Source organism: Amycolatopsis sp. cmx-11-12 (assembly GCF_046269425.1).
In the GTDB taxonomy this organism is placed as follows: domain Bacteria; phylum Actinomycetota; class Actinomycetes; order Mycobacteriales; family Pseudonocardiaceae; genus Amycolatopsis.
The window spans coordinates 290,938-312,800 of the sequence record NZ_JADNQM010000004.1 but is presented as its reverse complement, the minus strand read 5'-3'; the positions used below and the strand labels follow the sequence as shown (position 1 = coordinate 312,800).

Genomic DNA, 21,863 nt, shown 5'->3' with positions numbered 1-21,863 from the left:
CGCGGTATTCACCCGGTGATATACCGCCAAAGTTTACCCCGGCTTCCGACTCGGGGGGATTCCGCGTGGTGATCAGTCCGGTTAACGTCGAAGCAGGATGGACATTTCCATTCCCTAACTCGGCGAAGAGGATGACCCGCTCCGGGTAAGAGGGCCTTCTGGGAGGGGATACCCGGAACGGACCGCCTCTTCGCCGAGCTTCAGCCAAGGTAGGCGTCGAGCGTGACGGCCAGCGCGCTTTCCGGTGACGGCGCGAAGCTGGCGCCCGCCAGCCCGCCCCAGAGCCACAGTTGGGCGAGGCCGTGCAGCGACGCCCACAGTGAGGACGCGAGCAGCCGCGGATCGGTGGCCGGATGCCAGTTGCCGTTCTGGACTTCGGCGACCAGTGCGGCGAAGAAGTCGAAGACGGCGCTGCTCATCCGCGTGAGTTCGGGATCGTCCGGATCGATGAGATCCCGGCGGAACATCAGCTCGAACATCGCCGGATTGGCCAGCGCGAAGTCGAGATAGCCGTGGCAGGCGGCGATGAGCCGCTGCCGGGGTGTCCCGTCCGGCAGGACGCCGCCGCGGTCGAGCAGTTCGGTGTGACCGCGGGTGGCGACGGCCGAGAGCAAGGCCGCGCGGCCGGAGAAATGCCGCAACGGCGCTCCGTGCGAGACACCGGCCGCTTTCGCGATCCCTCGCAGCGTCACCGCGCCGACGCCTTCTTCGGCCAGCAGATTCGCGGCGGTGTCGATCAGGCGGGTTCGGGCGCCCACGACCGGGTCTCCTCGATGACGGGCAGGAGATCCGGGCGCTTGGGCAGGAAGCCGTCGCCCGGCTGGCGGCCGACGAGCCGGTTGCGGAACCGGCTGAACGCGACCGGGAGGACCTCGCGGGTCACCCAGCGCAGGTCGTCCCGCAGGCCGGGCCGTCCGGCCGAACCGGCGAGCGGTTCGAGCCAGGCCGGGTCGTGGGCGACGCCGAGTTTGCCGAGCACGTGCCCGGCGAGGCGCCGATGGCCCTGCTCGGACAGATGCAGCCGGTCCGGGCCGAAATATCGGGAATCGTGCGCCGCGTGGTCCGGCCAGAGGTCGACGAGGATCGCGCCGTAGCTGACGGACGCCTCGCGGACGGCGTCGTTCAGCGCGGTGATGCGCGGGCGCATGCGGTGACCCATCGGCATGCGGTGGGAGATGTCGCTGAGGGTGAAGGTGACGACGTGCGGCGCGATCTCGGTGCAGGCGCGGATGGCCGTGTCGACGCGGCGGGCGACCGTGCGCGCGTCCCAGCCGCGGCTCATCACGTCGTTGCCGCCGCCGAACAACGCGATCAGATCCGGCTGGAGCCTGCTGGCCGCCTCGGTCTGCTCGGCGTGGATCTGGTCGAGCCTGCGGCCGCGGACCGCGAGGTTGGCGTAGAGGAATCCGGGCTCGTCCTCGGCGAGGCGCCCCGCGACGAAGTCCGCCCAGCCTCGGTAGAAGCCACCCGACGGATGCGGATCGGCCAGCCCTTCGGCGCAGCTGTCGCCGAGCGCGACGAAACGTTGGTAGCCCATCCAGATCTCCGTAACCACGAGTTCACTTTGTAGACACTGTCTATCAAACTGATGTAGACGCTGTCTACTCAGATAAACGAACGATCGTGCTATCTTCGGAAGTGTGAGCACACTCGAAGTGAACGAGGTCTTCGTCGGGCGGCCGTCCGTACTCGGGGTGAAGCGCGAGGTCCCGGTGTACAGCGCGATCTCGAAATCGCGGGTGGAGGCGCCGTCGCTGGAATTGGACGAGATCAATCTGGCCGGTGACGACCAGGCGGATCGCGCCGTCCACGGCGGCGTCGACAAGGCGGTCTACGTCTACCCGGCGACGCACTACGCGGCCTGGTCGGAGCAGGGCTTCCCGCTGGTCGCGGGCGATTTCGGGGAGAACCTGTCGGTGGCGGGCGCCGACGAACACGACGTGCGGATCGGCGACGTCTGGGCCTGGGGAGACGCGCTGGTCCAGGTCTCGCAGCCGCGTACGCCGTGTTTCAAACTCGCGATGAAGACCGGGCGCAAGGACGTCATCCCGGCGATGATCGATTCCGGCCGCAGCGGCTGGTACCTACGGGTGCTCCGGACGGGTGAGGTCCCGACTTCGGGGCAAATGACGCTCGAAGAACGCGATCCGGTGAATCCGACGATCGCCGAGGTGTACGTCGCGTCGTTCACCAACGTCGCCCAGCTGGACGACGATCGCCAGGCCGCGTACTGGGCGCTGCTGGACCGGGTGCTCGCGGCGCCGTCGCTCTCCCGGCAGTACCGTGACGGCCTGGAATCGGCGAAACGGCGGCGGGAGGAACGGAATGCCGGTTGACGGCCGGGTGGCCCGCGGCGACGCGACGAGGCGGATCGTGCTGCGGCGCGCCGTCGACATCGCCTCCGTCGAAGGGCTCGAAGGGTTGTCGCTCGGCAGGCTCGCCACCGAATTGGAACTGAGCAAATCCGGCGTGTTCGCGTTGTTCGGTTCCAAGGAGGAACTCCAGCTCGCGGCGATCGAGACGGCGAGCGCGATCTTCGCGGAGAACGTCGTCGGGCCGACCAAGGAGGTCGAGCCGGGGATCGCGCGGCTGCGCGCGCTGTGCGCGAACTGGCTGGATTACTCGGAACGCCGGGTGTTCCCCGGCGGCTGTTTCTTCTACAACACCGGTGCCGAATTCGACGCGCGGACCGGCCGGGTCCACGACGCGCTGGCGAACGCGAGCCGGGCTTTCGCCGAGTTCATCCGGACGGCCGTCGTGGAGGCGAAGAAAGCCGGTCACCTCCGCGAGTCCGTCGAGGTGAACCGGCTGGCCTTCGAACTGCACGCCCTCGGCAGGGCCGCGAACGCGGATTCGGTGATGTTCGGCGGCACGGAGCCCTACGCGCTGGCCCGTGCCGCCATCACCGCCCGCCTCGACGACGCGACGAGCTGAAACCGTCTACTTCCAGTCGACCTGCGTGGACCGGTAGAAGTCGATTCCCTGCTGAACCCACCGCGGGCTCTGCTTCGCCAGCCGGAGCCGGTACGCGTCCCAGGTACGGGACGCCTTGGGCGACCAGCCGATCTCGGCGTGTCCAGGAAGCCGCGGGAACGCCATGAATTCGATGTTGTCACTCGTGATCAGCGTTTCCGACCACAGCGGCGCTTCGACACCGATGACGTTCTTCTCCGTCACGCCCTGCAGGTACGTGGCCGGATCCCAGTCGTAACCGTCCTTGACCTCGATCAACGCGGCCCAGTCCAGGCCGAGCGGGGTCTGAGGGTTGTACTTCATGTCGAGGTACGCCTTGTTCGCGGGCGACATCAGGATCTTGTTGCCGCGCGCCGCCGCCGCGGCGACGTTCGCGTCGGTGCCGGTCGTTCCCCAGAACTGCGGGACGGCCGAAACCGGCGGGGTCGTCTTCGCGATGTCATGCCAGCCGGTGATCAGCTTGCCGTGCTTCGCGACGATCGGCTGCACCTTCTTGGCGAAGGTCTGGTAGTCCTCCGGAGTGGTCGAGTGGGCCTCGTCGCCACCGATGTTGATGTACTTCCCCGGGGTGATCGCGGAAAGTTCGCGAATGACGTCGTCGACGAACTTGTAGGTGATGTCCTTGTCGATGCACAGCGAGCTGTAGCCGACCTCGATGTCCGTGCGCGGCGGCACCGCGACGCCGTTGCAGTTCAGCTCGGCGTAGGAGTGCTGGGCCGCGTTGGTGTGCCCCGGCATGTCGATCTCGGGAACGATCGTGATGTGCCGCGAAGCCGCGTAGCGCACCAGGTCCTTGTACTGCTCCTGCGTGTAGTACCCACCGGGAGCGCCGCCGACGGCGGTCTGCCCGCCCACGGTCGCCAGCTTCGGCCAGCTCTTGATCTCGATCCGCCAGCCCTGGTCGTCGCTCAGGTGCAGGTGGAGGGTGTTGATCTTGTACTGCGCGATCTGGTCGATGTAGAGCTTGACCTGCGCCGGCGTGAAGAAATGCCGAGCGACGTCGAGCATCGCGCCGCGGTAGCCGAAGCGCGGGTAGTCGAGAACGGTGCCACCCGAGACCACCCACGAGCGGCGCTGGACGGCCTTCGCTTCGATCGCCGACGGGAACAGCTGACGCAGCGTCTGCACGCCGAGGAACAGGCCCTCGTCGGTGTTCGCCTTCAGCGTCACGCCGGAGGGCGACACCTTGAGTTGGTAACCCTCGGTGCCGACGCGGCCGCCCGCGTGCCCGGTTTCGAGGGAGATGGCCGGGCCGCCGCCGCGGTGGCCGCTGACGACGGGCAGCCGGTAGCCGGTGGCGGGCCGGAGCAGTCCGGCCAGGTAGTCGGCGACCTGCTTGCCGTCGCGGTCGGTGCGGATCACGGTCGCGGGGCTGAGCCGGAAGTTCGCGCGGGGATCGGCCTTCGCGTCGACCGGCACGGGGACGACGTCGGTCACGCTCCGTTCGGCCTTCGCGTGTTGCGCCGCGCTCGCCGTCGCGGGCAGGCCGAACGTCACGAGACTCAGGACGGCCAGACCGAGAACGGTTCTGGACAGGCGTTTACTCATGGAGCACCTCCGGTCGGGTACCTGGAGACTCTCTGCTTCTAGAGGTATAGACCAATAGGGCAAACACGACAACACCCGATCGGACCAGTACGCCGTGCCGATCACCGGTCATTCGCCGCGCAAGACCGCTTTCAGGGCATCGAGAACGCTCGCGTCCTCGATCGTCGAGGGCACCGCTTCGTCGCGGCCGTCGGCGATGCCGCGCATGGTCTTCCGCAGGATCTTGCCGGACCGTGTCTTCGGCAGCGCGTCCACAATGGACACGTCGCGGAACGCGGCGACCGGGCCGATGTCGCGTCGCACCAGCGCGACCAATTCGGCCTTGAGCGTTTCGGCGTCGGCGTCGACCCCCGACTTCAGCACCACGAAACCGCGCGGAAGCTGGCCCTTGAGCTGGTCTCGGACCCCGATCACCGCGCATTCGGCGACGGCGGGGTGGGATGCCAGCACGGCCTCCATCGAACCGGTCGAAAGCCGGTGACCCGCGACGTTGATGACGTCGTCGGTGCGGCCCATGACGAACAGGTAGCCGTCTTCGTCGACGTATCCGGAGTCACCCGTCAGGTAGTAGCCGTCGTACCGCGAAAGGTACGCCTCGCGATACCGCTCGTCGTCCTGCCACAGGGTCGGCAGCGAACCCGGCGGGAGCGGCAGCTTGATGGCGATGGCGCCTTCCCGCCCCGCGAGGAGCGGGTCGCCCGACTGGTCCAGGATCCGCACGTCCCAGCCCGGAATCGGTTTCGTCGCGGAACCGGGTTTGACCGGCATCGGCTCCAGGCCGCGCGGGTTCGCCGCGATGGGCCAGCCGGTCTCGGTCTGCCACCAGTGGTCGATCACCGGCACGCCGAGCTTCCCGTGCGCCCAGTGATACGTCTCCGGATCGAGCCGTTCACCGGCCATGAACAAGGTCTCGAACCCGCCGAGCTGGTATTTCTTCATTTCGTTCGCGTCCGGGTCGACCTTCTTGATCGCCCGCAACGCCGTCGGCGCGGTGAACAGCGCCTTCACCCCGTGGTCGGCGATGACCCGCCAGAACGCGCCCGCGTCGGGAGTCCCGACCGGCTTGCCCTCGTACATCACCGACGTCGCCCCGATGAGCAGCGGCGCGTACACGATGTAGGAATGGCCGACGACCCAGCCGACGTCCGACGCCGTCCACCACACGTCACCGGGATGGATGTCGTAGATCGCGCCCATCGACCAGGCCAGCGCGACCGCGTGCCCGCCGGTGTCGCGCACGACGCCCTTCGGTTTCCCCGTGGTGCCGGAGGTGTACAGGATGTACAGCGGATCGGTCGCCGCGACCGGCACCGGATCGGCGGGAGCGGCTTTCGTGACCAATTCGGCCCAGTCGACGTCGCGCTCACCCAATTCGGCGCGGGCTCGTTCTCGCTGTAGCACCACGACCTTGTCCGGCTGGTGCGCCGTGCCCGCGAGCGCCTCGTCGATGATCGGCTTGTACTCCACGACCCGTGCCGGTTCGATCCCGCACGACGCGGCTACGACGACCTTGGGTTTCGCGTCTTCGATCCGCGCCGCCAGCTCCTTCGGCGCGAACCCGCCGAACACCACCGAATGCACCGCGCCGAGCCGGGCGCACGCGAGCATCGCGATCGCGGCCTCGGGGACCATCGGCAGGTACACGATGACGCGGTCGCCCTTCGCGACGCCGAGAGAGGCGAGCGCGCCGGCGAACCGGGCGACCTCGTCCAGCAATTCCGCGTAGGTGAACCGGCGAACCGAATCGGTCACCGGCGAATCCCAGATCAGCGCGGCCTGGTCGCCGCGGCCGTCCCGCACGTGCCGGTCGAGCGCGTTGAACGCCGTGTTCAGCTCCCCGTCCGGGAACCAGCGGTAGAAGGGCGCTTTCGACGCGGCGAGTGCCCGCGTCGGCGGGTGGGTCCACTCGATCGCCTGCGCGGCGTCGAGCCAGAAACCCTCCGGGTCTTCGAGGCTCCGCCGGTAGGACTCGGAGTACATCGAATGCTCCTTCGCGCTCGGGTACGGACCCCATCATGGACTTACCGCCGGGTGAACGCCTGGTGGTAACGGCAGGGAGACGCCCGCGACAACCCGGCAACCCCGTGAGGGCCCATGGCGTCCTAAGCTGAACCGGGGGAAAACCGCCGGAAACGGTCTCAACTAGCGAGGGGAGCAGGGTCCATGGGACTAGCGAGCGCGCTGCTTTCGTTCGCGCACAGCCTGTTCGGGCCAGGAATCTGGCCAGGGGACTGGGTGTGGGCGACGAGCACCGCGGGAGCGCTGGTCGCGCTGCTGCCCGCACTGGGAGCGATGATCGTCGCGATCATCCGCAAAGGCACCGGCAATCGCTACGACGTGGTGACCCTGTCCATCTTCGGCGGGATCGGCGTCATCGCCGTCTTCCTGCTGCCGTGGCTGCTGGCCACCGGTGTTTCGCAGGTCTACCAGGAAGCCGCCTCAACGAAGTCGGGCGGTAAGTCCGGCTTTTCCAGCAGCGACCTGTCGACCTTCAACTCCGACTACAGCCCGCTGATCGGCGCGCAGAGCGAGTACCTCGGCCGCGGCCAGAACGTGTACGAGGTCCTGTTCTATCCGAGCGGGATGCAGCTGAGCTACATCTTCTACCTGATCCTGCTGGTCGGGTTGCCCGCGCTGTCGCTGCTCTTCGTGATGCTGCAGGCGCGGACCGCGTTCCGTCGCGGACCGAAGTGGCCTTCGCGGTTCTTCTGGATCCCGTTCGTGTTGATGGTGCTGGCGAGCATCGGCATGGGCGCGAACACCGCCGTGCACTTCTGGCTCGGCTTCCTGCCGTTCAGTGTCTTGGGCCTGATCCCGGTCGCACTGGTCGGCCCGCCGCCGTGGTCGGTGATCAACCGGCCGGACCCGCAGCCACGGCAGAAGGTCGAGCCGTACCGCCCGGAGCCACCCGCTCCGCAGCCGCAGTTGCCGCCCCCACCGCCGAAGCAGTACCCGGCGACGGCGCTGGCGCAGGCCCCCGAACCGCCGCCCGCGCTGGCCGCGGTGCCGGGCCCGGTCCCGGCGCCCCCGGGTTCCCGCAACTCCGGCGGCGGCCGCTACAAACGCGTCCGGCGGCTCGGCCACGGCGGCTTCGGCACCGTCTGGGAAGCGGTCGACACCCAGCTCAACCGCACTGTCGCGCTGAAGATCGCGCACGCGCCGGACCGTGACACGGAGGAGCGGATGCAGCGCGAGGCCAGGGCACTGGCCGTCGTGAACCATCCCAACTGTGTCCGTGTGTACGACCTCGCCGAGGAGCCGGACGGGCTCGCGCTGGTCATGGAGTACCTCGAAGGCAAGTCGCTGTCCGAGATCGTCGACTCGCAGGGCCCGCTCGACGACGTCGCCGCCGGACGGCTCTGGTCGACCATGGCTGGCGCGCTCGCCGCGGCGCACGAAAAGGGTGTGCTGCACCGCGACCTCAAGCCGTCGAACATCATCCTCGACCGCAACGGGCTCGCCCACCTCATCGACTTCGGCATCGCCCGCAGTCAGGGCGACTCGAAGATGACCGCGACCGGGATGATGATCGGCACTCCGGACTTCGTCGCCCCCGAGCAGGCGATGGGCTCCCCGGCGAGCCCGGCGTCGGACGCGTGGCAGCTCGCCGCGACGGTCAGCTACGCGCTGTCGGGCCAGCCTCCGCGCGGCACCAGGGAGACCCCGATGGCCGCGCTGATGGCCGCCGCCCGCGCCGAACCGGTCTCGAAGCTGCCGAACCGCAGCGCGCACGCCCGGATCCTCATCGCGTCGCTCGACCAGGAGCCCCGCCGCCGCCCGACGCTCGCCGCCGTGCGGCGCGACGTCGAAGGCTGGCTCGCCCGTGCGGGCAAGTCGCCGGACGGCCCGGTGACCCAGATCGTGCCGCGTCGCCCTCCGCAGCAGCAACAGCCGCAGCAGACGCGCCACCAGCAGCCGCAGCCCCAGCGCCACCCGCGCTGACCTGCGAAAAGAGAGCAAGGGACCTTTGCTAGCGTTAGTTAGTGTGCTAACGAAAGCTAGCAAAGGTCCCTTGCTCCCCCTTGGTCGATTCAGGCGATGATGACCCAGGCCCCGTCGCGCCACGCCATGGTGAACGTTTTGGGGTCGGCCGCCATCATCGCCGCCTGCGGCGAGATCGCCCCTGGCGGGACGACGACCTTGTCCGGGCCCTTGCTCTGCACCTTCGCCCGGTCGACTCGGGTGAGCTTCAGTTTCTTGAGGTCGTCCTCCGAGAACATCCCGAACTGCATCGGGGTGAGGGTGCGGCACTCCTTCATCCCGCCGTCGAAGGCCGGCGCCGTGATCCGGCAGACCGTTTCGAGATCCTTGGCGCCCAGCGCGTGGTGGTAGTCCTCCATCGTGCTCGCGGCCCCGTCCGGGGTGTGCGCCACCGCGCCCCCGGTGGCGGGCTTGGTGGGCTCGGAGACGGTCGCGGCGGTCGCCGAAGGCCTTGAAGCGCTGGGCGGCGCGGTCGCGCTCACGCTCGTGCTCGGTGCCTTCGAAGTGCTCGGAACGGCCGAAGTCTGCGGCGACGCGGTTCCCGGTGTCTGCTCTTCGCAGCCCGCGATCAAGAACAACGCCGCGGCCGCACAGGCCGCTCCGAGCGGTCGGATCGTCATGGTGCCCCCTGTCGAACTGCTACTGACCAGGGGAGAGTAACAACCTGCCTCAAAGTGTCACAGATAAATGGGGAAACTCGACCTTGACGGGCGACCGAGCCGCTGAAAACATCTGCATGTATCTACATTTGATGTGCGTACATGCAAACTGGGGGAAAGATGGCGACGGACGCACGCACCGGTCTGGTGCCTTTGGTCGCGTTCGCGGTGTTCACCGCGGCGCTCGACGTTTACGCCGGCAACCAGGTCCAGACTTTCAGCCCGCTCAGCGTTTCGGCGATTTCGCTCAGCCTCGCGGCCGCCTTCTTCTTCGGCGCCGAAGTCTTGAGGCGGGGGCTGCCGTCGGCCCTGAGCCCGTTCCGCGAGCAGCGCGCCGACGTCATCGCCATCAACGTCACCACCGCGGTCACCTGGCTGAGCATGCTGTACGCGCTCAAGTTCCTCGAGCCGGCCATCGTCAACGTGATCAGCCTGGCGATCGGCCCGGCTCTGACGGTTTTGCTGGGGAGGTTCCTGCGCCGCGGCGCGTCGGTCCTCCGCGCGGAAGTCCTCACGGCGATCGGCATCTGCGGGCTGCTCGTCGTGCTCGTCTGGGCATCCCTCGCCGGGCACAGCGGCGTCGGCGACCGCCCTGGCGCCGAAATCGTCCTCGGTATCGCCCTCACCCTCGTGTGCGGGCTCGCCTCCACCGGCAATGTGATGTTCTCGAAGCGGCTCAGCGACGCCGGGGCCAGTCCTCGTTCGGTGCTCGCCACCCGGTTCTGGCTGATCATCGCGATCGGCTGGACCTTCACCGCCTTCGACGAAACGCCCCGGCTCGGTGAGGCGTTCGTGCCGTCTGCCGTGCTCGCCGTGATCGGGGTGGCCTTGCCGATGTACCTGTTCCAGGTCGGCGTACGGCACACCGAACCGATCACCGCGGCGCTGATCACGACGCTGTCACCGGTGTTCGCGCTGCTCCTTCAGCTGCCGGATCCCCGGCTGCGGCCGTCGGTGGTGTCGCTCGTGTGCATCGTCGCGATCACCGGTCTGGTCGCGGCCGGGGTCTTCGCCCGTGCCCGCCTCAGGTCCGCCTCGCCGCTGCCTTCTTCCTGCTGATCAAGCCGACCGGTACGACCTGCCCGTTCACTTCCAGGACGGAAGCCACAACTCGGCGTTCCAGTGCTCGTTGGTGATCGCGTTGCCGTTGAGGATCGGCCACAACCAGGCGAAATTGGCCACGACGAGACCCACGTAAAGGGCGACGACGAGCATGCCGGTGCCCCGCCGTTCGAACCCGCGTTTCGCGGCGCCGAGGATCTGGCCGAGTACCAGCGTCAACCCGAGTACCAGGAACGGCGCCAGCGGCGTCGCGTAGAAGTAGTACATCTGGCGGTCGAGGTTGGTGAACCACGGCAGGAAACCGGCGAAGTAGCCGACGAGCACGGCGGCGTAGCGCCAGTCCGCGCGGAAGACCGACCGCCACAGGCTCCAGCCCAGCATCGGCAGCGCCAGCCACCACATCGCAGGCGTCCCGATCAGCATCGTCGCCCGGATACAGGTCGATTCGCCACAGCCGGTCGCGTCGGTGCCGCCCGCGTACGCGTAGAGCATCGGCCGCAACCCCATCGGCCAGGTCCACGGCTTCGACTCCCAAGGATGCGGCTTGTCCTTAGGGGTCACCAGGTTCGCGTGGAAGTCGAGGACGTTCATCGAGTAATCGCCGAGCGACCGCAGCGCGGGTGGCATCCAGGCCCAGAAGCCGGGGTCGAGGTCTTTGATCGCCACATAGTTGCGGTCGGTCGCGGTCTCGCTCGCGAACCAGGCCCAGTAGCAGGCGAGGTACACCAGGATCGGGATGACGACGATCGCCCACAGCGCGGGCAGTACGTCGCGGCGCAGCGTGCCGACCCACGGCCGCTGCACCCCGGCGGCGCGGCGCGCGGCGACGTCGAAGAAGACGGTGAGCAGCCCGAACGCGGCGATGTAGTACAGCGCCGACCACTTGACGCCGAAGGTCAGCCCGATCATCAGGCCGCCGGCGAACCGCCACCACCGGAAACCCAGCTTCGGGCCGAACCGGGACTCGCCGATCCAGCCTTCGCGGACGGCCACGGCCAGCCGCCGCCGCACCTGGTCGCGGTCGCACAGCACACAGGCGAACGCGGCGAGCACGAACACCGCGATGAAGATGTCGAGCATGCCCATCCGCGACTGCAGGTGCAGCACGCCGTCGCTGATCACCAGGATCCCGGCGACCGCGCCGAGCAGTGTCGAACGCGTGAGCCGCCGGGCGACCCGGATGGTGAGGAAGACGATCAGCGTGCCCGCCAGCGCGGGCATGATCCGCCAGCCCCAGGCGTTGTAGCCGAACAGCCACTCGCCGATCGCGATGAGGTGCTTCGCCAAGGGCGGGTGCACGATCAGTTCGTAGCCGTAGTTGTCTTCATAACCGCCGTTGCGCAGCATCTGCCACGCCTGCGGGACGTAGTGCTTCTCGTCGAAGACGGGCGTGCCCTTGTCCGTGGGCGTCGCCAGGTTCTGGATCCGGACGATGCCGCCGATGACCGTCAGCACCAGCGTGACGATCCAGCCGCGGAGGCGGTCTGTCGGCATGCCGCGGCCGAGGAGGGTGGCCTCCCGGTCGCTCGGTGGCCGGAGCGCGTCGACCGGATCCGGCCGCACGCTCTCGTTGTCACGGGTCAGCAGCGCGGTCACGGGGCATGATCCTACGGGCGGAAGAGTGAACTCGGTGTCCGGATCTGCGAACCGGTTAACCTTCGGGAATGACCGAAGGACGCCTCGTGCTGGCAGCCACCCCGCTCGGAGACGTCCGCGACGCTTCGCCGCGCCTGTCCGAAGCCCTCGCGACGGCCGACGTGATCGCGGCCGAGGACACCAGGCGCCTGCGCTCGCTCACCGCCGCACTCGCCGTTTCGCCGGTCGGACGTGTGGTCAGCTTCTACGAGGACGTCGAGACCGCCCGTCTGCCGAAACTGCTCGAATCGCTTCAGTCGGGCGAGACGGTGGTCTTGGTGACCGACGCCGGGATGCCGAGCGTTTCGGACCCCGGCTTCCGCCTGGTGGCGGCCTGCGTCGAGGCGGAGGTGCCGGTGACCTGCCTTCCCGGCCCGTCCGCGGTGACCACGGCGCTCGCGCTGTCCGGTCTGCCTTGCGACCGTTTCTGTTTCGAAGGATTCGCCCCGCGCAAACCCGGTGAACGCGCCAAATGGCTCGGTTCGCTGAAGAACGAACCCCGCACGGTCGTGTTCTTCGAGTCTCCGCACCGCCTCGCGAGCACGCTTTCCGATGCCGCCGATGTCTTGGGCCTCGACCGTCGCGCCGCCGTCTGCCGTGAGTTGACCAAAACGTATGAAGAGGTCAAACGCGGTAATTTGCCTGATTTGGCCGCTTGGGCAAACGAGGGGGTCAAGGGGGAGATCACGGTCGTTCTCGCGGGTGCGCCTCCGCGTTCGGTGAGTGTCGCGGACCTGGTTCCGGAAGTTTCGTCGCGGGTCGCGGCGGGCGAACGCCTCAAGTCCGCCGCCGCTGAGGTTGCCGAGGCCACCGGGGTGTCCAAGAAGGAGCTCTACGACGCCGTTCTCGCGTCCCGTACCAAGGGCTAGGACAGCAAGGCGGCCGCGGCCGCATACGCCTTTGCGGCGTCAGGCTCGGCACCGGTGATGACGTCGGTGTAGATGAAGGACTCCCCGATCCGCACCAGCAGGTAGGCCAGATCCTCTACCGGCAGCGGTGGGGTGAGCCGTCCGGCCACGACCTCTTCGTCCAGGAACTCGCGCATCTTCGCGATCGCGCGACTCTGGACCACGCTGGCCTTCGTCGTCAGGATCCGCAGTGCCCGCTCCGGTTCGGCGCGCAGGAACTCCCGGAACGGTTTCGAGTCGTTCACGGTCCGGACGAAGGTGCCGATGAGCTCCGCGATCCCTTCCGCGCCGCGCCCGAGTTTGCCGGAAGCCCGTGCTTCGAAGACCTCAACGGTCATCGACCACAGGATCTCGCCAAGCAGCTGGTCCCGGCCACCGACCCAGCGGTGCAGGGTGGCCCGGCTGATTCCCAGCTCACCCGCGAGATCCCGCATGTCCACCCGGCGGCCCGCCAGGAACCAGGCACGCGCGATCGTGAACGCGCGCAGGGCGTCCGGGCGCGGCGAAGTCAACTGGCGTTCGAGTGCGGTTTCGATGAGTGAAACATATCACGCTATGTCTCAGGGATGAGACATATGCAAGAATGTCTCATCTCGATGAGGAGGATGCGGATGCGCGCAGTACAGGTGACCGAATTCGGCGGACCCGAGGTGCTCAACCTCGTCGACCTGCCCGATCCCGTTCCCGGCCCAGGTCAGCTGCTCGTCGAGGTCGACCGGATCGGCGTCAACTACGCCGATACGCACCAGGCCGAGAACTCGTACCTCGCGCCGAGCAAGCTCCCGCTCGTGCCCGGCGGCGAAGTCGTCGGGCGCACCGCCGACGGCAAGCGTGTCGTCGCACTGCTCAACGGTGGTGGCGGTTACGCCGAGCGCGCGGTGGCGGACGAGGTCACCGCCTTCGCCGTGCCCGACGGCATCGACGACCTGACCGCGCTCTCCTTCATCGTCCAGGGCACCACCGCCTCGCTCCTGCTGCGCAAGAGCGCCCACCTCGAGCCCGGCGAATCCGTCGTCGTGCACGCGGCCGCGGGCGGGGTCGGTTCCATCGCCGTCCAGCTCGCGAAGGCGTGGGGAGCGAGCCGGGTCATCGCCACCGCCAGCAGCGACGAGAAGCGTGGCCTCGCCCTCGAACTCGGCGCCGACGTCGCCATCGATTCGCGCGCCGAAAACATGACCGACGCGCTTCGCGAGGCGAACGGCGGCAAGCGTGTCGACGTCGTTCTCGACATGACCGGCGGCACCGTCACGGACCAGAGCATCGCGGCGCTCGCACCGTTCGGCCGCCTCGCGTTCTACGGGATGGCCAGCCGCGAGCAGCCGAAACCGATCGAAGCCCGCAACCTTCTCGGACACAGCACCACCGTGGCCGGAATGTGGCTGCCGCACGCCTTCAAACTTCCCGGGAACGTCTTCGGCCGCACGCTCGACGAGCTCTTTTCACTGGCGCTCGCCGGTCAGATCCGCGCTGTCGCCGGCGGCGAGTACGCGCTGTCCGACGCGCGCGCCGCCCACGAGGCCCTGCGCTCGCGCGGAACGGCGGGCAAGCTCCTGCTGGATCCCACCAAGTAGCTCAGCCGAGCAGGCCCTCCAGCGGAGCGGATTTGTGCAGGCATTCCTGCCATTCCGCTTCGCTGTCGGAGTCCGCGGTGATCCCGCCGCCGACTCCCAGCGCGATCGTGCCGTCGTGGATTTCGAAGGTTCTGATCGCGACGTTCAGCTCCAGCCCGGCGACCGGCGAAGCGAGTCCGACAGCGCCCGTGTAGACGCCACGCGCCGTGGGCTCCAGTTCGGCGATCAGGTCCAGTGCCCGGATCTTTGGCGCGCCCGTCACCGAACCCGGTGGGAACGTGGCCGCGAGCAGATCCGCGTCGCCGACCCCGTCGGCGATCCGTCCCTCCACAGTGGACTCAAGATGCCAGACCCCGGGGGCGGGCCGGACCTTGAGCAGTTCGGGGACGCGCACACTGCCGGTGGCGCAGACCCGGCCGAGGTCGTTGCGGACGAGATCGGTGATCATCACGTTCTCGGCGACGTCCTTGGCGGATTCCCGCAGCCGCTGCGCGAGGTGTTCGTCGGAGGCGTTCCTGCGCGGCAGGGTGCCCTTGATCGGCGTCGACCGGACACGCTGCCCATGCCTGGCAAGGAAAAGCTCAGGGGAGAAGGACACGACCGAGCCCCAGTCGCCGGCGACGTACGCCGCGCGGCGGGCTTGTAAGTGGCGCACACCTTCCGCGAACAACGCGATCGGATCGCCGTCGAATTCTCCACTGAATCGGGCGCAGATGTTCGCTTGGAACAGCTCGCCGGCTTCGATCGCGTGCACACACGCCTTCACCGCGTCGTAGTGCTCCGACGGAAGCGGACGCGACAGCGGACCGGAACTCCATGTCGTCGTTTCGGGGAGCGCGGCGAGCAAGGATTCCACCGCGGACACCTCGCCGACCGGATCCAGGTCGCCATCGGGAACCAGGGCCTCGAACCACCACGAACCGTCCGCGTCCAGCCGCAGTACCCGATCGACCCAGCCCCAGACCGCCGGAGGAAGGCCGCCGGAACGGCCAGACGGATCGGTCAGGTCATAACTCAGGTAACCGAACCAGCCACCCCCGACCGCGCCGGGCACCGCGTCCCGAATCGGCGGCATCCGAGCGGGAATCGCGAACGCCTCGGCCACGTCATGAACAGGAGCCAGGGAAGCGTTGAGGGCGATGACCGCGCGGGAAGAGAACCAGTCTCCGCAAAGCGCCGCGGGGGGTGCGAGCCCGAGCGAGCGGGCGTGTACCCCAAGAGCCGTCAGCGCCCGCTCGGGCGTGACGTCCGTCCGCAGTTTCCGGCACATCAACCGCACGCGACATTGTCGCTGTCCGAGTGGACGAAAAGGCAACCCGCGCCGACCGGAAAGTGACATCCGCGACCACGTGCGCCGACCTGGGTGACGTGATGCACACCCGCCGTCACCGGTTGATCGCTACAGGAGTACGTCCCCGAGCGTGAAGGGATAGACGACGGCGTCCTGTGCGATCGGTCCGTCCACACCGGGCAACCCGGTGCCGAAACCGTGCTGGTGCAATCCCAGTCGCGAGTGGAACCAGCCCGGCCGTCCCGGGATCTCGTTGTGCCTGACCAGCCACAACACCACTTCGCTGTCCGCCCACTTGTCCGGGTGCAGGCGGTTCGTCCAGCAGTCGAGCCCCGCGTACACCAGGACGCGTTCGACGCGTGCCGCGTGCCTGACGTGTTTGATCCACGCCTTGATGAACCGGTCGTCGACGCTGGGCGCCTCCACCTCGAGCGCCGGCGCGAGCGAACCGGGTGCGAAGGCGCCGAGCGCGCTCGCCGTCCGCACGAAATGGTCCGCCTGATCGTGGACGGCGCCAGGGCGCGCGTAATGCCGTGCACCGGTGTGGATACCGGCGTGCTGCGCGCCCGTCAGATTGCGTTCCGCGGCGACGTCCCGCCAGTTGGTGTTCTCGCTGACGGTGACCGAAGCGAACCGGATATCGGCGCCGCGCACCGCCGCCCAGTCCGTCACCGTCTCCCGGTGGGACAGGGTGACACCGTGCTCACCTTCCGGATCGATCAAAGCCACCTGTCCTCGAATTTCGCCCCAGTACGTACCGAAAGGTCACCTTACGTCCGCGGAGCGGCCGCAAGGTGGCCTTTCGGTACAGCGTGTCTCAGGCGTTTTCGCGTTGGAACGTTCGCGAGCCCCACCAGATGGCCAGAACCGCCATGACCAGCACCACGACGCTCCCGGTGAACAACGCGTCCATCGAGAAGTCGCCGCGGAAACTGTTCCGCTCGACATCCACCACGTGCCGGAACGGATTGATCCGGGAAATCGTGTACAGCCAATCCGGCGCCGAGCCCGCGGTGATCGGGATCAGGATTCCGGAAAGCAGCAGCAACGGCAGGAGAACCGCGTTGAGCAAAGCCGGGAAGGTGTCTTCGCTCTTGAGAGTCAGCGCCAGTGCGTACGAGCACGACGCCAGCGTGATCGACAGGAGAAAGACGATCACCAGGCTCAGCACGACACCGCCGAACGGCGCGTTCAGATCGAAGACCAGATACGCCAGCGCGATGATGAGCAAAGCCTGGACCACGGTCTGCAACGCGTTCGCGAGCACCTTGCCCAGCAACAACGCCACCCGGCTGACCGGCGTGACCCGCATCCTCTCGACCACGCCAGAGCGGTATTCCGCGAGCAGGCCGAACCCGACGAAGGAACTGCCGAACAACGCGAGCTGAGCGATGATCGCCGGGGTGAAGATCATCCAGCCGTCCACATCGGACACGCCCTGTGCGTTGAGTGCCTTCACCAGCAGCGGCCCGAAAAAGAACAAGTACAGCAACGGCTGCATGACGCCGATAGCGAGCCAAGTCGGGTTGCGCAACGCCGCGAGCATGTCCCGGCGGAAGATCAACCAGGTGTCATGCAACATGCGTGACCTCCTTTTCGGGAGCGTCGTCGACCGGCGCGTCTTCTTCGGCGTCGCGCAGGCTTCGGCCGGTCAGGGTCAGGAAGACGTCGTCGAGCGTCGGCCGGTGTACCTGCATCGACGTCATCGTGATGCCCCGTCCGTCCAGCGCGCGCAGCAACTCGGGCATCGCGGTGTCCCCGCGCGGCACCCGGAACCGCACCGTGCCGTCGGTGACGGTCATTTCGTGCGCTCCTTCGAGCCTGCCCGCGATCTCCGCGGTCTCCGCCGCCGATTCCGGTGAGACCCCGATGACGACGCCGTCGCCGGAAACCCTCGCCTTCAGCGAATCCGGCGTGCCTTCGGCGACGATCTTCCCGTCGTCGATGACGATCAACCGGTCGGAGAGCGCGTCGGCCTCATCGAGGTAGTGCGTGGTCAGGAAGACCGTGACGCCCTGCTCGTCGCGCAGCCTGCGGATGTGGTCCCACAGGTTCGCGCGGCTCTGCGGGTCGAGCCCCGTCGACGGCTCGTCGAGGAAGACGAGACCGGGTGAGTGGATCAGCCCGAGCGCGATGTCGAGACGACGGCGCTGCCCGCCCGACAGTGTCTTGGTCGCCCGCTGGTCGAGTCCGGCGAGGTCCAGCTGCTCGGCGAGGGTGGCCCCGCGCTCGAGGGCGTCCGCCTTGCTCATCCGGTACAGCCGTCCTTGGAACTCGATCTCCTCGATGACCTTGCTTTCCTGCGCGGTTCCACCGCCCTGGGCGACATAACCGATTCGCCGGCGCACCCCCAGTGGGTCGGCGAGCAGGTCGCAGCCGCCGACCGTCGCCTCACCGGCGGTGGGCTTGAGGAGCGTCGTCAGCATGCGCAGGGTCGTGGTCTTGCCCGCGCCGTTCGGTCCGAGGAAGCCGACCAGTTCTCCGGCCGAAACATCGAGATCGACGCCTTTGACCGCGTGGACCTCGCCCCCATTGCGGCCCTTGCGGCGGAAACGCCGCTCAAGGCCGCGTGCCTTGATCATGTGAACTCCTTTCCGACGCCCAGCTAGTCAAATTTGACTAGCTGACGGACGCACTGTGCCCCAGGTGTCGTTCTGTAGTCAAATTTGATTACTGGGGTGGCGCGCCGAACACAGCGTCGTCGTCACCCTCGCCCGCCATCACGTACTCGCCCGCTTCGAGACGGCCGATCAGATCCCTCATCCACGTCACGTTCGCTTCCGCGTGCACGCTCCAGAGGCGATACAGCTCGCTGACGTGCGGTGGTTTCCCCAAATCGATCGCGTGCTCACGGGCGTAGTGGGTCGACTGGGCGTGCGCTTCCATATTCGCCAACTGCTGTTTCAGCAGGGCCAGCACCTGCGCGCGAGGCAGCGTCGGCATGAACGTGACCGCCGCCGACAGCGTGTACCCGGTCGCGTCGTCGCTCGACAACGCCCGGCCGAGGTGCACGAGGAACTCGGTCTCCCCGTCTTCGGTCAGTTTGTACCCGATCCGATCAGGCCCGCCGCCCGCTTCGATGTCCTCGACTTGTTCCAGGAGACCTTCGGCGGTCATCTTCTTCAACGCGTGATAGATCGACCCCGGCTGGACATTGCCCCACTTGTCGGCAGCCCACGAGAGAAGCTCGCGCCGGACCTGGTAGCCGTGTGCCTTCCCGTACATGCGCACGACACCCAGCACCAGCAGACGCGTGGCGGACACCGAGGCCTCCGATCCTCTCCCGGACAACAATGCCTTAGACGACGTCCGTAGGCTAAACAAGCATGAGCACCCCAGTGTTGACTGCGGTGGCCTGGCCCTACGCCAACGGCCCCCGCCACATCGGCCACGTGTCCGGATTCGGCGTCCCGTCCGACGTCTTCTCCCGCTACCAGCGAATGGCCGGCAACCGGGTGCTCATGGTGTCCGGGACCGACGAACACGGCACCCCGATCACCGTCCAGGCGGACAACGAAGGCCTGACCCCCCAGCAGACAGCGGACAAGTACACCCGTCAGATCGGTCAGGACCTGCAGGGACTCGGCCTCACCTACGACCTCTTCACCCGCACCACCACGGGCAACCACGCCGACGTCACGCAGCAGATCTTCCTCGCGCTGCACCGCAACGGCTATGTGGTCCCCAAGACCACGCGGGGCGCGATCAGCCCTTCGACCGGCCGCACCCTGCCCGACCGCTACATCGAGGGCACCTGCCCGATCTGCGGTTACGACGGTGCGCGCGGTGACCAGTGCGACAACTGCGGCAACCAGCTCGACGCCGCGGAGCTGATCAACCCGAAGTCCCGGATCAACGGTGAAACGCCGAAGTTCGTCGAGACCGAGCACTACTTCCTCGACCTGTCCGCGTTCGTCGAAACCCTGGGCAAATGGCTGTCCAGCAAGACCGACTGGCGCCCGAACGTCCTCAACTTCACCAAGAACCTGATCGACGACATGCGCCCGCGGCCGATCACCCGCGACCTCGACTGGGGCGTGAAGATCCCGCTCGACGGCTGGCGCGACCAGCCGATGAAGCGCTTCTACGTCTGGTTCGACGCTGTCATCGGCTATTTCTCCGCGAGCGTCGAATGGGCGCGCCGTTCCGGCAACCCGGATGCCTGGCAGGAGTGGTGGAGCAACCCGGAGGCCCGCTCCTACTACTTCATGGGCAAGGACAACATCACCTTCCACGCCCAGATCTGGCCCGCCCTGCTCTTCGGTCACAACGGCGAAGGCGACCGAGGCGGCGTGCCCGGCAAGTACGGCAAGCTGCACCTGCCCGACGAGATCGTCTCCAGCGAGTTCCTCACGATGAGCGGCTCGAAGTTCTCGACCTCGCGTGGCACGGTCATCTACGTCCACGACTTCCTGCGTGACTTCGGCCCGGACACCCTGCGGTACTTCATCTCGGTCGCGGGACCCGAGACCCAGGACACCGACTTCACCTGGGACGAATTCGTCCGCCGGACCAACTTCGAGCTGGCCAACGAGTGGGGCAACCTCGTCAACCGGTCCATCTCCATGGCCTACAAGAACGTCGGCGCCATTCCTCGCCCGGACGCTCCCACCGCGGCCGACGAGGAACTCAAGGAGCTCTCCCGCAAGGCCTTCGACACCGCCGGTGCCCACCTCCAGCGGTCGCGGTTCAAGGCGGCGGCGAGCGAGGCCATGCGCGTCGTGACCGCCGCGAACCGGTACCTCTCGGATCAGGAGCCCTGGAAGCTGAAGGACGACCCCGCTCGGCGTGACAGCGTCCTGCACACCGCGCTGCAGGTCGTCTCGGACGCCAACACGCTGCTGACCCCTTTCCTGCCCCACTCGGCTCAGAAGGTGCACGAGGCGCTCGGCGGCTCCGGTGTCTGGGCGGCCCAGCCCGAACTGCAGGAAGTCGAGGACCTCGACATCCCCGGCCGGATCAACCCCATCATCACCGGGGACTACAAGGCCGAGCAGGCGCGCTGGAAGTCCATGCCGATCGAGGTCGGCAAGCCGCTGGAGAAGCCGACCCCGTTGTTCGCCAAACTGGACCCGGAGCTCGGCGAGACCGGTCCCGAATGGGCACCGATCTCGAAGTGATCAGCTGATGGGTGCGGAGAAGAAGGAACTGCCGCCGATCCCGGACAGGTTGCCGGTCTCGGTGGTGGACGCGCATACCCACCTCGACGCGTGCGGCGCGGTCACCGCGGCTGATGTGACAGCCACGGTCGATCGCGCCGATCGCGCCGGTGTTTCGCGGGTGATCACCGTCGCGGACGATCTCGCGTCCGCCCGCTGGGCCACGCAGGCGTCCACTTGGGACCCTCGGGTTTGGGCCGCCGTCGCGATCCATCCCACGCGTACCAAGGATTTCGGTGAGGCCGAGAAATCCGAAGTGGAGAGTCTTGCGAAAGAGTCCAGAGTGGTCGCGGTCGGCGAGACCGGCCTCGACTACTACTGGGACTACTCGCCCCACGACGCTCAGCAGGACGCCTTTCGCTGGCACATCGATCTCGCCAAGCGGATCGGTAAGCCGCTGATGATCCATGATCGAGACGCTCACGACGACGTCCTCCGGATCCTCGAGGAAGAGGGAGCGCCCGAGCAGGTCGTCTTCCACTGTTTCTCAGGAGACGAAAAGGTCGCTCGCCGCTGCATCGACGCCGGCTACGTGCTTTCGTTCGCCGGCACGGTCAGTTTCCGCAACGCCCGCGGCCTCCACGAGGCGGCGCGGATCGTTCCGGCGGACCAATACCTCGTCGAAACGGACGCCCCGTTCCTGACCCCCCACCCATTCCGTGGGCGACCGAACGAGCCCTACTGCGCCGCCTACACCGTTCGTCACCTCGCCTCACTCAGGGGCGAGGCGGTGCACGAGGTGGCCGAATCAGTGCGAGTGACCGCTGAGCGGGTTTTCCGCTTGCCGACAGTCACCCCCAGTTGAACGGACTGCGACATTAGTGATCAGCAATGGTCCACTCTGATGAGTGACCAACGTCACGACACTCCGGGGGGTGTTTGCGCAACCCGGCGAGGTTCGTTACTGTCCCGTGATCGTGCCGGTCGGTACCCGCTCATGCGGTTTCCGGCTGTTACGCCCACAGTCACGTCAGTGCACGTCGGGGAAGCGGAACCGGGAGCGGTACGGCCTGGAACCGTGACGATGGCGCTGGCTGCGGGTGTCGGACTTCTAGAGGTGTGCCGAAGTGCGCATC

The 21,863-nt window shown here is 67.5% G+C and carries 21 protein-coding genes; 9 read left to right on the top strand and 12 right to left on the bottom strand.

What is annotated here, in order from left to right; translation table 11 throughout:
* Positions 1 to 200 precede the first annotated feature (200 nt).
* Together ACLARN_RS08025 and ACLARN_RS08020 are read right to left on the bottom strand one after the other, a co-directional pair.
* The gene (locus tag ACLARN_RS08025) at positions 201 to 758 is read right to left on the bottom strand and encodes a TetR/AcrR family transcriptional regulator (protein WP_409490648.1); all 558 of its coding nucleotides are present in this window, start codon (positions 756 to 758) and stop codon (positions 201 to 203) included.
* Entirely contained in the window at positions 737 to 1,537 is an 801-nt protein-coding gene (locus ACLARN_RS08020; protein ID WP_409490647.1) for an SGNH/GDSL hydrolase family protein, read from the bottom strand. The genes ACLARN_RS08025 and ACLARN_RS08020 overlap by 22 nt, the downstream gene beginning before the upstream one ends.
* Positions 1,538 to 1,640: 103 nt before the next feature.
* On the opposite strand from ACLARN_RS08020, the gene ACLARN_RS08015 reads away from it, so the two are divergent.
* A complete protein-coding gene (locus ACLARN_RS08015) occupies positions 1,641 to 2,336 on the top strand; it encodes an MOSC domain-containing protein (protein WP_409490646.1) in 696 nt (231 codons plus the stop codon).
* The gene (locus ACLARN_RS08010) at positions 2,326 to 2,934 is read left to right on the top strand and encodes a TetR/AcrR family transcriptional regulator (protein WP_409490645.1); all 609 of its coding nucleotides are present in this window, start codon (positions 2,326 to 2,328) and stop codon (positions 2,932 to 2,934) included. Before ACLARN_RS08015 ends, ACLARN_RS08010 begins: the two co-directional genes overlap by 11 nt.
* 6 nt (positions 2,935 to 2,940) lie before the next feature.
* Here ACLARN_RS08010 and ACLARN_RS08005 read toward each other — a convergent pair whose 3' ends face one another.
* On the bottom strand, positions 2,941 to 4,521 hold the full coding sequence (locus tag ACLARN_RS08005) for a family 20 glycosylhydrolase (protein WP_409490644.1): 1,581 nt from the start codon (positions 4,519 to 4,521) through the stop codon (positions 2,941 to 2,943).
* Positions 4,522 to 4,629: 108 nt separating this feature from the next.
* Complete coding sequence (locus tag ACLARN_RS08000) at positions 4,630 to 6,501, bottom strand: propionyl-CoA synthetase (RefSeq protein WP_409490643.1); 1,872 nt, start codon at positions 6,499 to 6,501, stop codon at positions 4,630 to 4,632.
* A 183-nt stretch (positions 6,502 to 6,684) separates the two neighbouring features.
* On the opposite strand from ACLARN_RS08000, the gene ACLARN_RS07995 reads away from it, so the two are divergent.
* Complete coding sequence (locus tag ACLARN_RS07995) at positions 6,685 to 8,463, top strand: serine/threonine-protein kinase (protein ID WP_409490642.1); 1,779 nt, start codon at positions 6,685 to 6,687, stop codon at positions 8,461 to 8,463.
* A gap of 89 nt (positions 8,464 to 8,552) precedes the next feature.
* Here ACLARN_RS07995 and ACLARN_RS07990 read toward each other — a convergent pair whose 3' ends face one another.
* Positions 8,553 to 8,894, bottom strand: a complete 342-nt coding sequence (locus ACLARN_RS07990) for a hypothetical protein (RefSeq protein WP_409490641.1) — start codon at positions 8,892 to 8,894, stop codon at positions 8,553 to 8,555.
* 10 nt (positions 8,895 to 8,904) lie between these two features.
* On the opposite strand from ACLARN_RS07990, the gene ACLARN_RS07985 reads away from it, so the two are divergent.
* Positions 8,905 to 9,162 (top strand): hypothetical protein, encoded by a 258-nt coding sequence (locus ACLARN_RS07985; RefSeq protein WP_409490640.1) that lies wholly within the window; start codon positions 8,905 to 8,907, stop codon positions 9,160 to 9,162.
* A 119-nt stretch (positions 9,163 to 9,281) separates the two neighbouring features.
* Positions 9,282 to 10,220, top strand: a complete 939-nt coding sequence (locus ACLARN_RS07980; RefSeq protein ID WP_409490639.1) for an EamA family transporter — start codon at positions 9,282 to 9,284, stop codon at positions 10,218 to 10,220.
* A 27-nt stretch (positions 10,221 to 10,247) separates the two neighbouring features.
* Here the strand turns inward: ACLARN_RS07980 and ACLARN_RS07975 are convergent, their stop codons facing one another.
* Positions 10,248 to 11,819 (bottom strand): dolichyl-phosphate-mannose--protein mannosyltransferase, encoded by a 1,572-nt coding sequence (locus ACLARN_RS07975; RefSeq protein WP_409490638.1) that lies wholly within the window; start codon positions 11,817 to 11,819, stop codon positions 10,248 to 10,250.
* Positions 11,820 to 11,887: 68 nt separating this feature from the next.
* Between ACLARN_RS07975 and rsmI the strand changes: the two genes are divergently transcribed.
* Positions 11,888 to 12,727, top strand: coding sequence for a 16S rRNA (cytidine(1402)-2'-O)-methyltransferase (gene rsmI, locus ACLARN_RS07970; RefSeq protein WP_409490637.1), 840 nt, complete (start codon positions 11,888 to 11,890; stop codon positions 12,725 to 12,727).
* Here the strand turns inward: rsmI and ACLARN_RS07965 are convergent.
* Entirely contained in the window at positions 12,724 to 13,278 is a 555-nt protein-coding gene (locus ACLARN_RS07965) for a QsdR family transcriptional regulator (protein WP_409490636.1), read from the bottom strand. The two genes, rsmI and ACLARN_RS07965, sit on opposite strands and share 4 nt — an antisense overlap.
* Before the next feature lie 99 nt (positions 13,279 to 13,377).
* Between ACLARN_RS07965 and ACLARN_RS07960 the strand changes: the two genes are divergently transcribed.
* Complete coding sequence (locus ACLARN_RS07960) at positions 13,378 to 14,337, top strand: zinc-binding alcohol dehydrogenase family protein (RefSeq protein WP_409490635.1); 960 nt, start codon at positions 13,378 to 13,380, stop codon at positions 14,335 to 14,337.
* 1 nt (position 14,338) lies between these two features.
* Here the strand turns inward: ACLARN_RS07960 and ACLARN_RS07955 are convergent, their stop codons facing one another.
* From ACLARN_RS07955 to ACLARN_RS07935, 5 genes are all read right to left on the bottom strand, one after another.
* Positions 14,339 to 15,616 carry an aminodeoxychorismate synthase component I gene (locus tag ACLARN_RS07955; protein ID WP_409490634.1) on the bottom strand — a complete coding sequence of 426 codons (1,278 nt, stop codon included), beginning with the start codon at positions 15,614 to 15,616 and terminating at the stop codon, positions 14,339 to 14,341.
* A 120-nt stretch (positions 15,617 to 15,736) separates the two neighbouring features.
* Positions 15,737 to 16,351 (bottom strand): glycoside hydrolase family 25 protein, encoded by a 615-nt coding sequence (locus ACLARN_RS07950; RefSeq protein WP_409490735.1) that lies wholly within the window; start codon positions 16,349 to 16,351, stop codon positions 15,737 to 15,739.
* 94 nt (positions 16,352 to 16,445) lie between these two features.
* A complete protein-coding gene (locus ACLARN_RS07945; RefSeq protein WP_409490633.1) occupies positions 16,446 to 17,210 on the bottom strand; it encodes an ABC transporter permease in 765 nt (254 codons plus the stop codon).
* Positions 17,200 to 18,210, bottom strand: coding sequence for an ATP-binding cassette domain-containing protein (locus tag ACLARN_RS07940; protein ID WP_409490632.1), 1,011 nt, complete (start codon positions 18,208 to 18,210; stop codon positions 17,200 to 17,202). Before ACLARN_RS07940 ends, ACLARN_RS07945 begins: the two co-directional genes overlap by 11 nt.
* 88 nt (positions 18,211 to 18,298) lie before the next feature.
* On the bottom strand, positions 18,299 to 18,892 hold the full coding sequence (locus ACLARN_RS07935) for a PadR family transcriptional regulator (protein ID WP_409490631.1): 594 nt from the start codon (positions 18,890 to 18,892) through the stop codon (positions 18,299 to 18,301).
* Between the two features lie 62 nt (positions 18,893 to 18,954).
* Here ACLARN_RS07935 and metG point away from each other — a divergent pair, with 62 nt between their 5' ends.
* Both metG and ACLARN_RS07925 read left to right on the top strand, forming a co-directional pair.
* Positions 18,955 to 20,748 carry a methionine--tRNA ligase gene (metG, locus tag ACLARN_RS07930; RefSeq protein WP_409490630.1) on the top strand — a complete coding sequence of 598 codons (1,794 nt, stop codon included), beginning with the start codon at positions 18,955 to 18,957 and terminating at the stop codon, positions 20,746 to 20,748.
* A 7-nt stretch (positions 20,749 to 20,755) separates the two neighbouring features.
* Positions 20,756 to 21,592, top strand: coding sequence for a TatD family hydrolase (locus ACLARN_RS07925; protein ID WP_409490629.1), 837 nt, complete (start codon positions 20,756 to 20,758; stop codon positions 21,590 to 21,592).
* Positions 21,593 to 21,863: the final 271 nt, after the last annotated feature.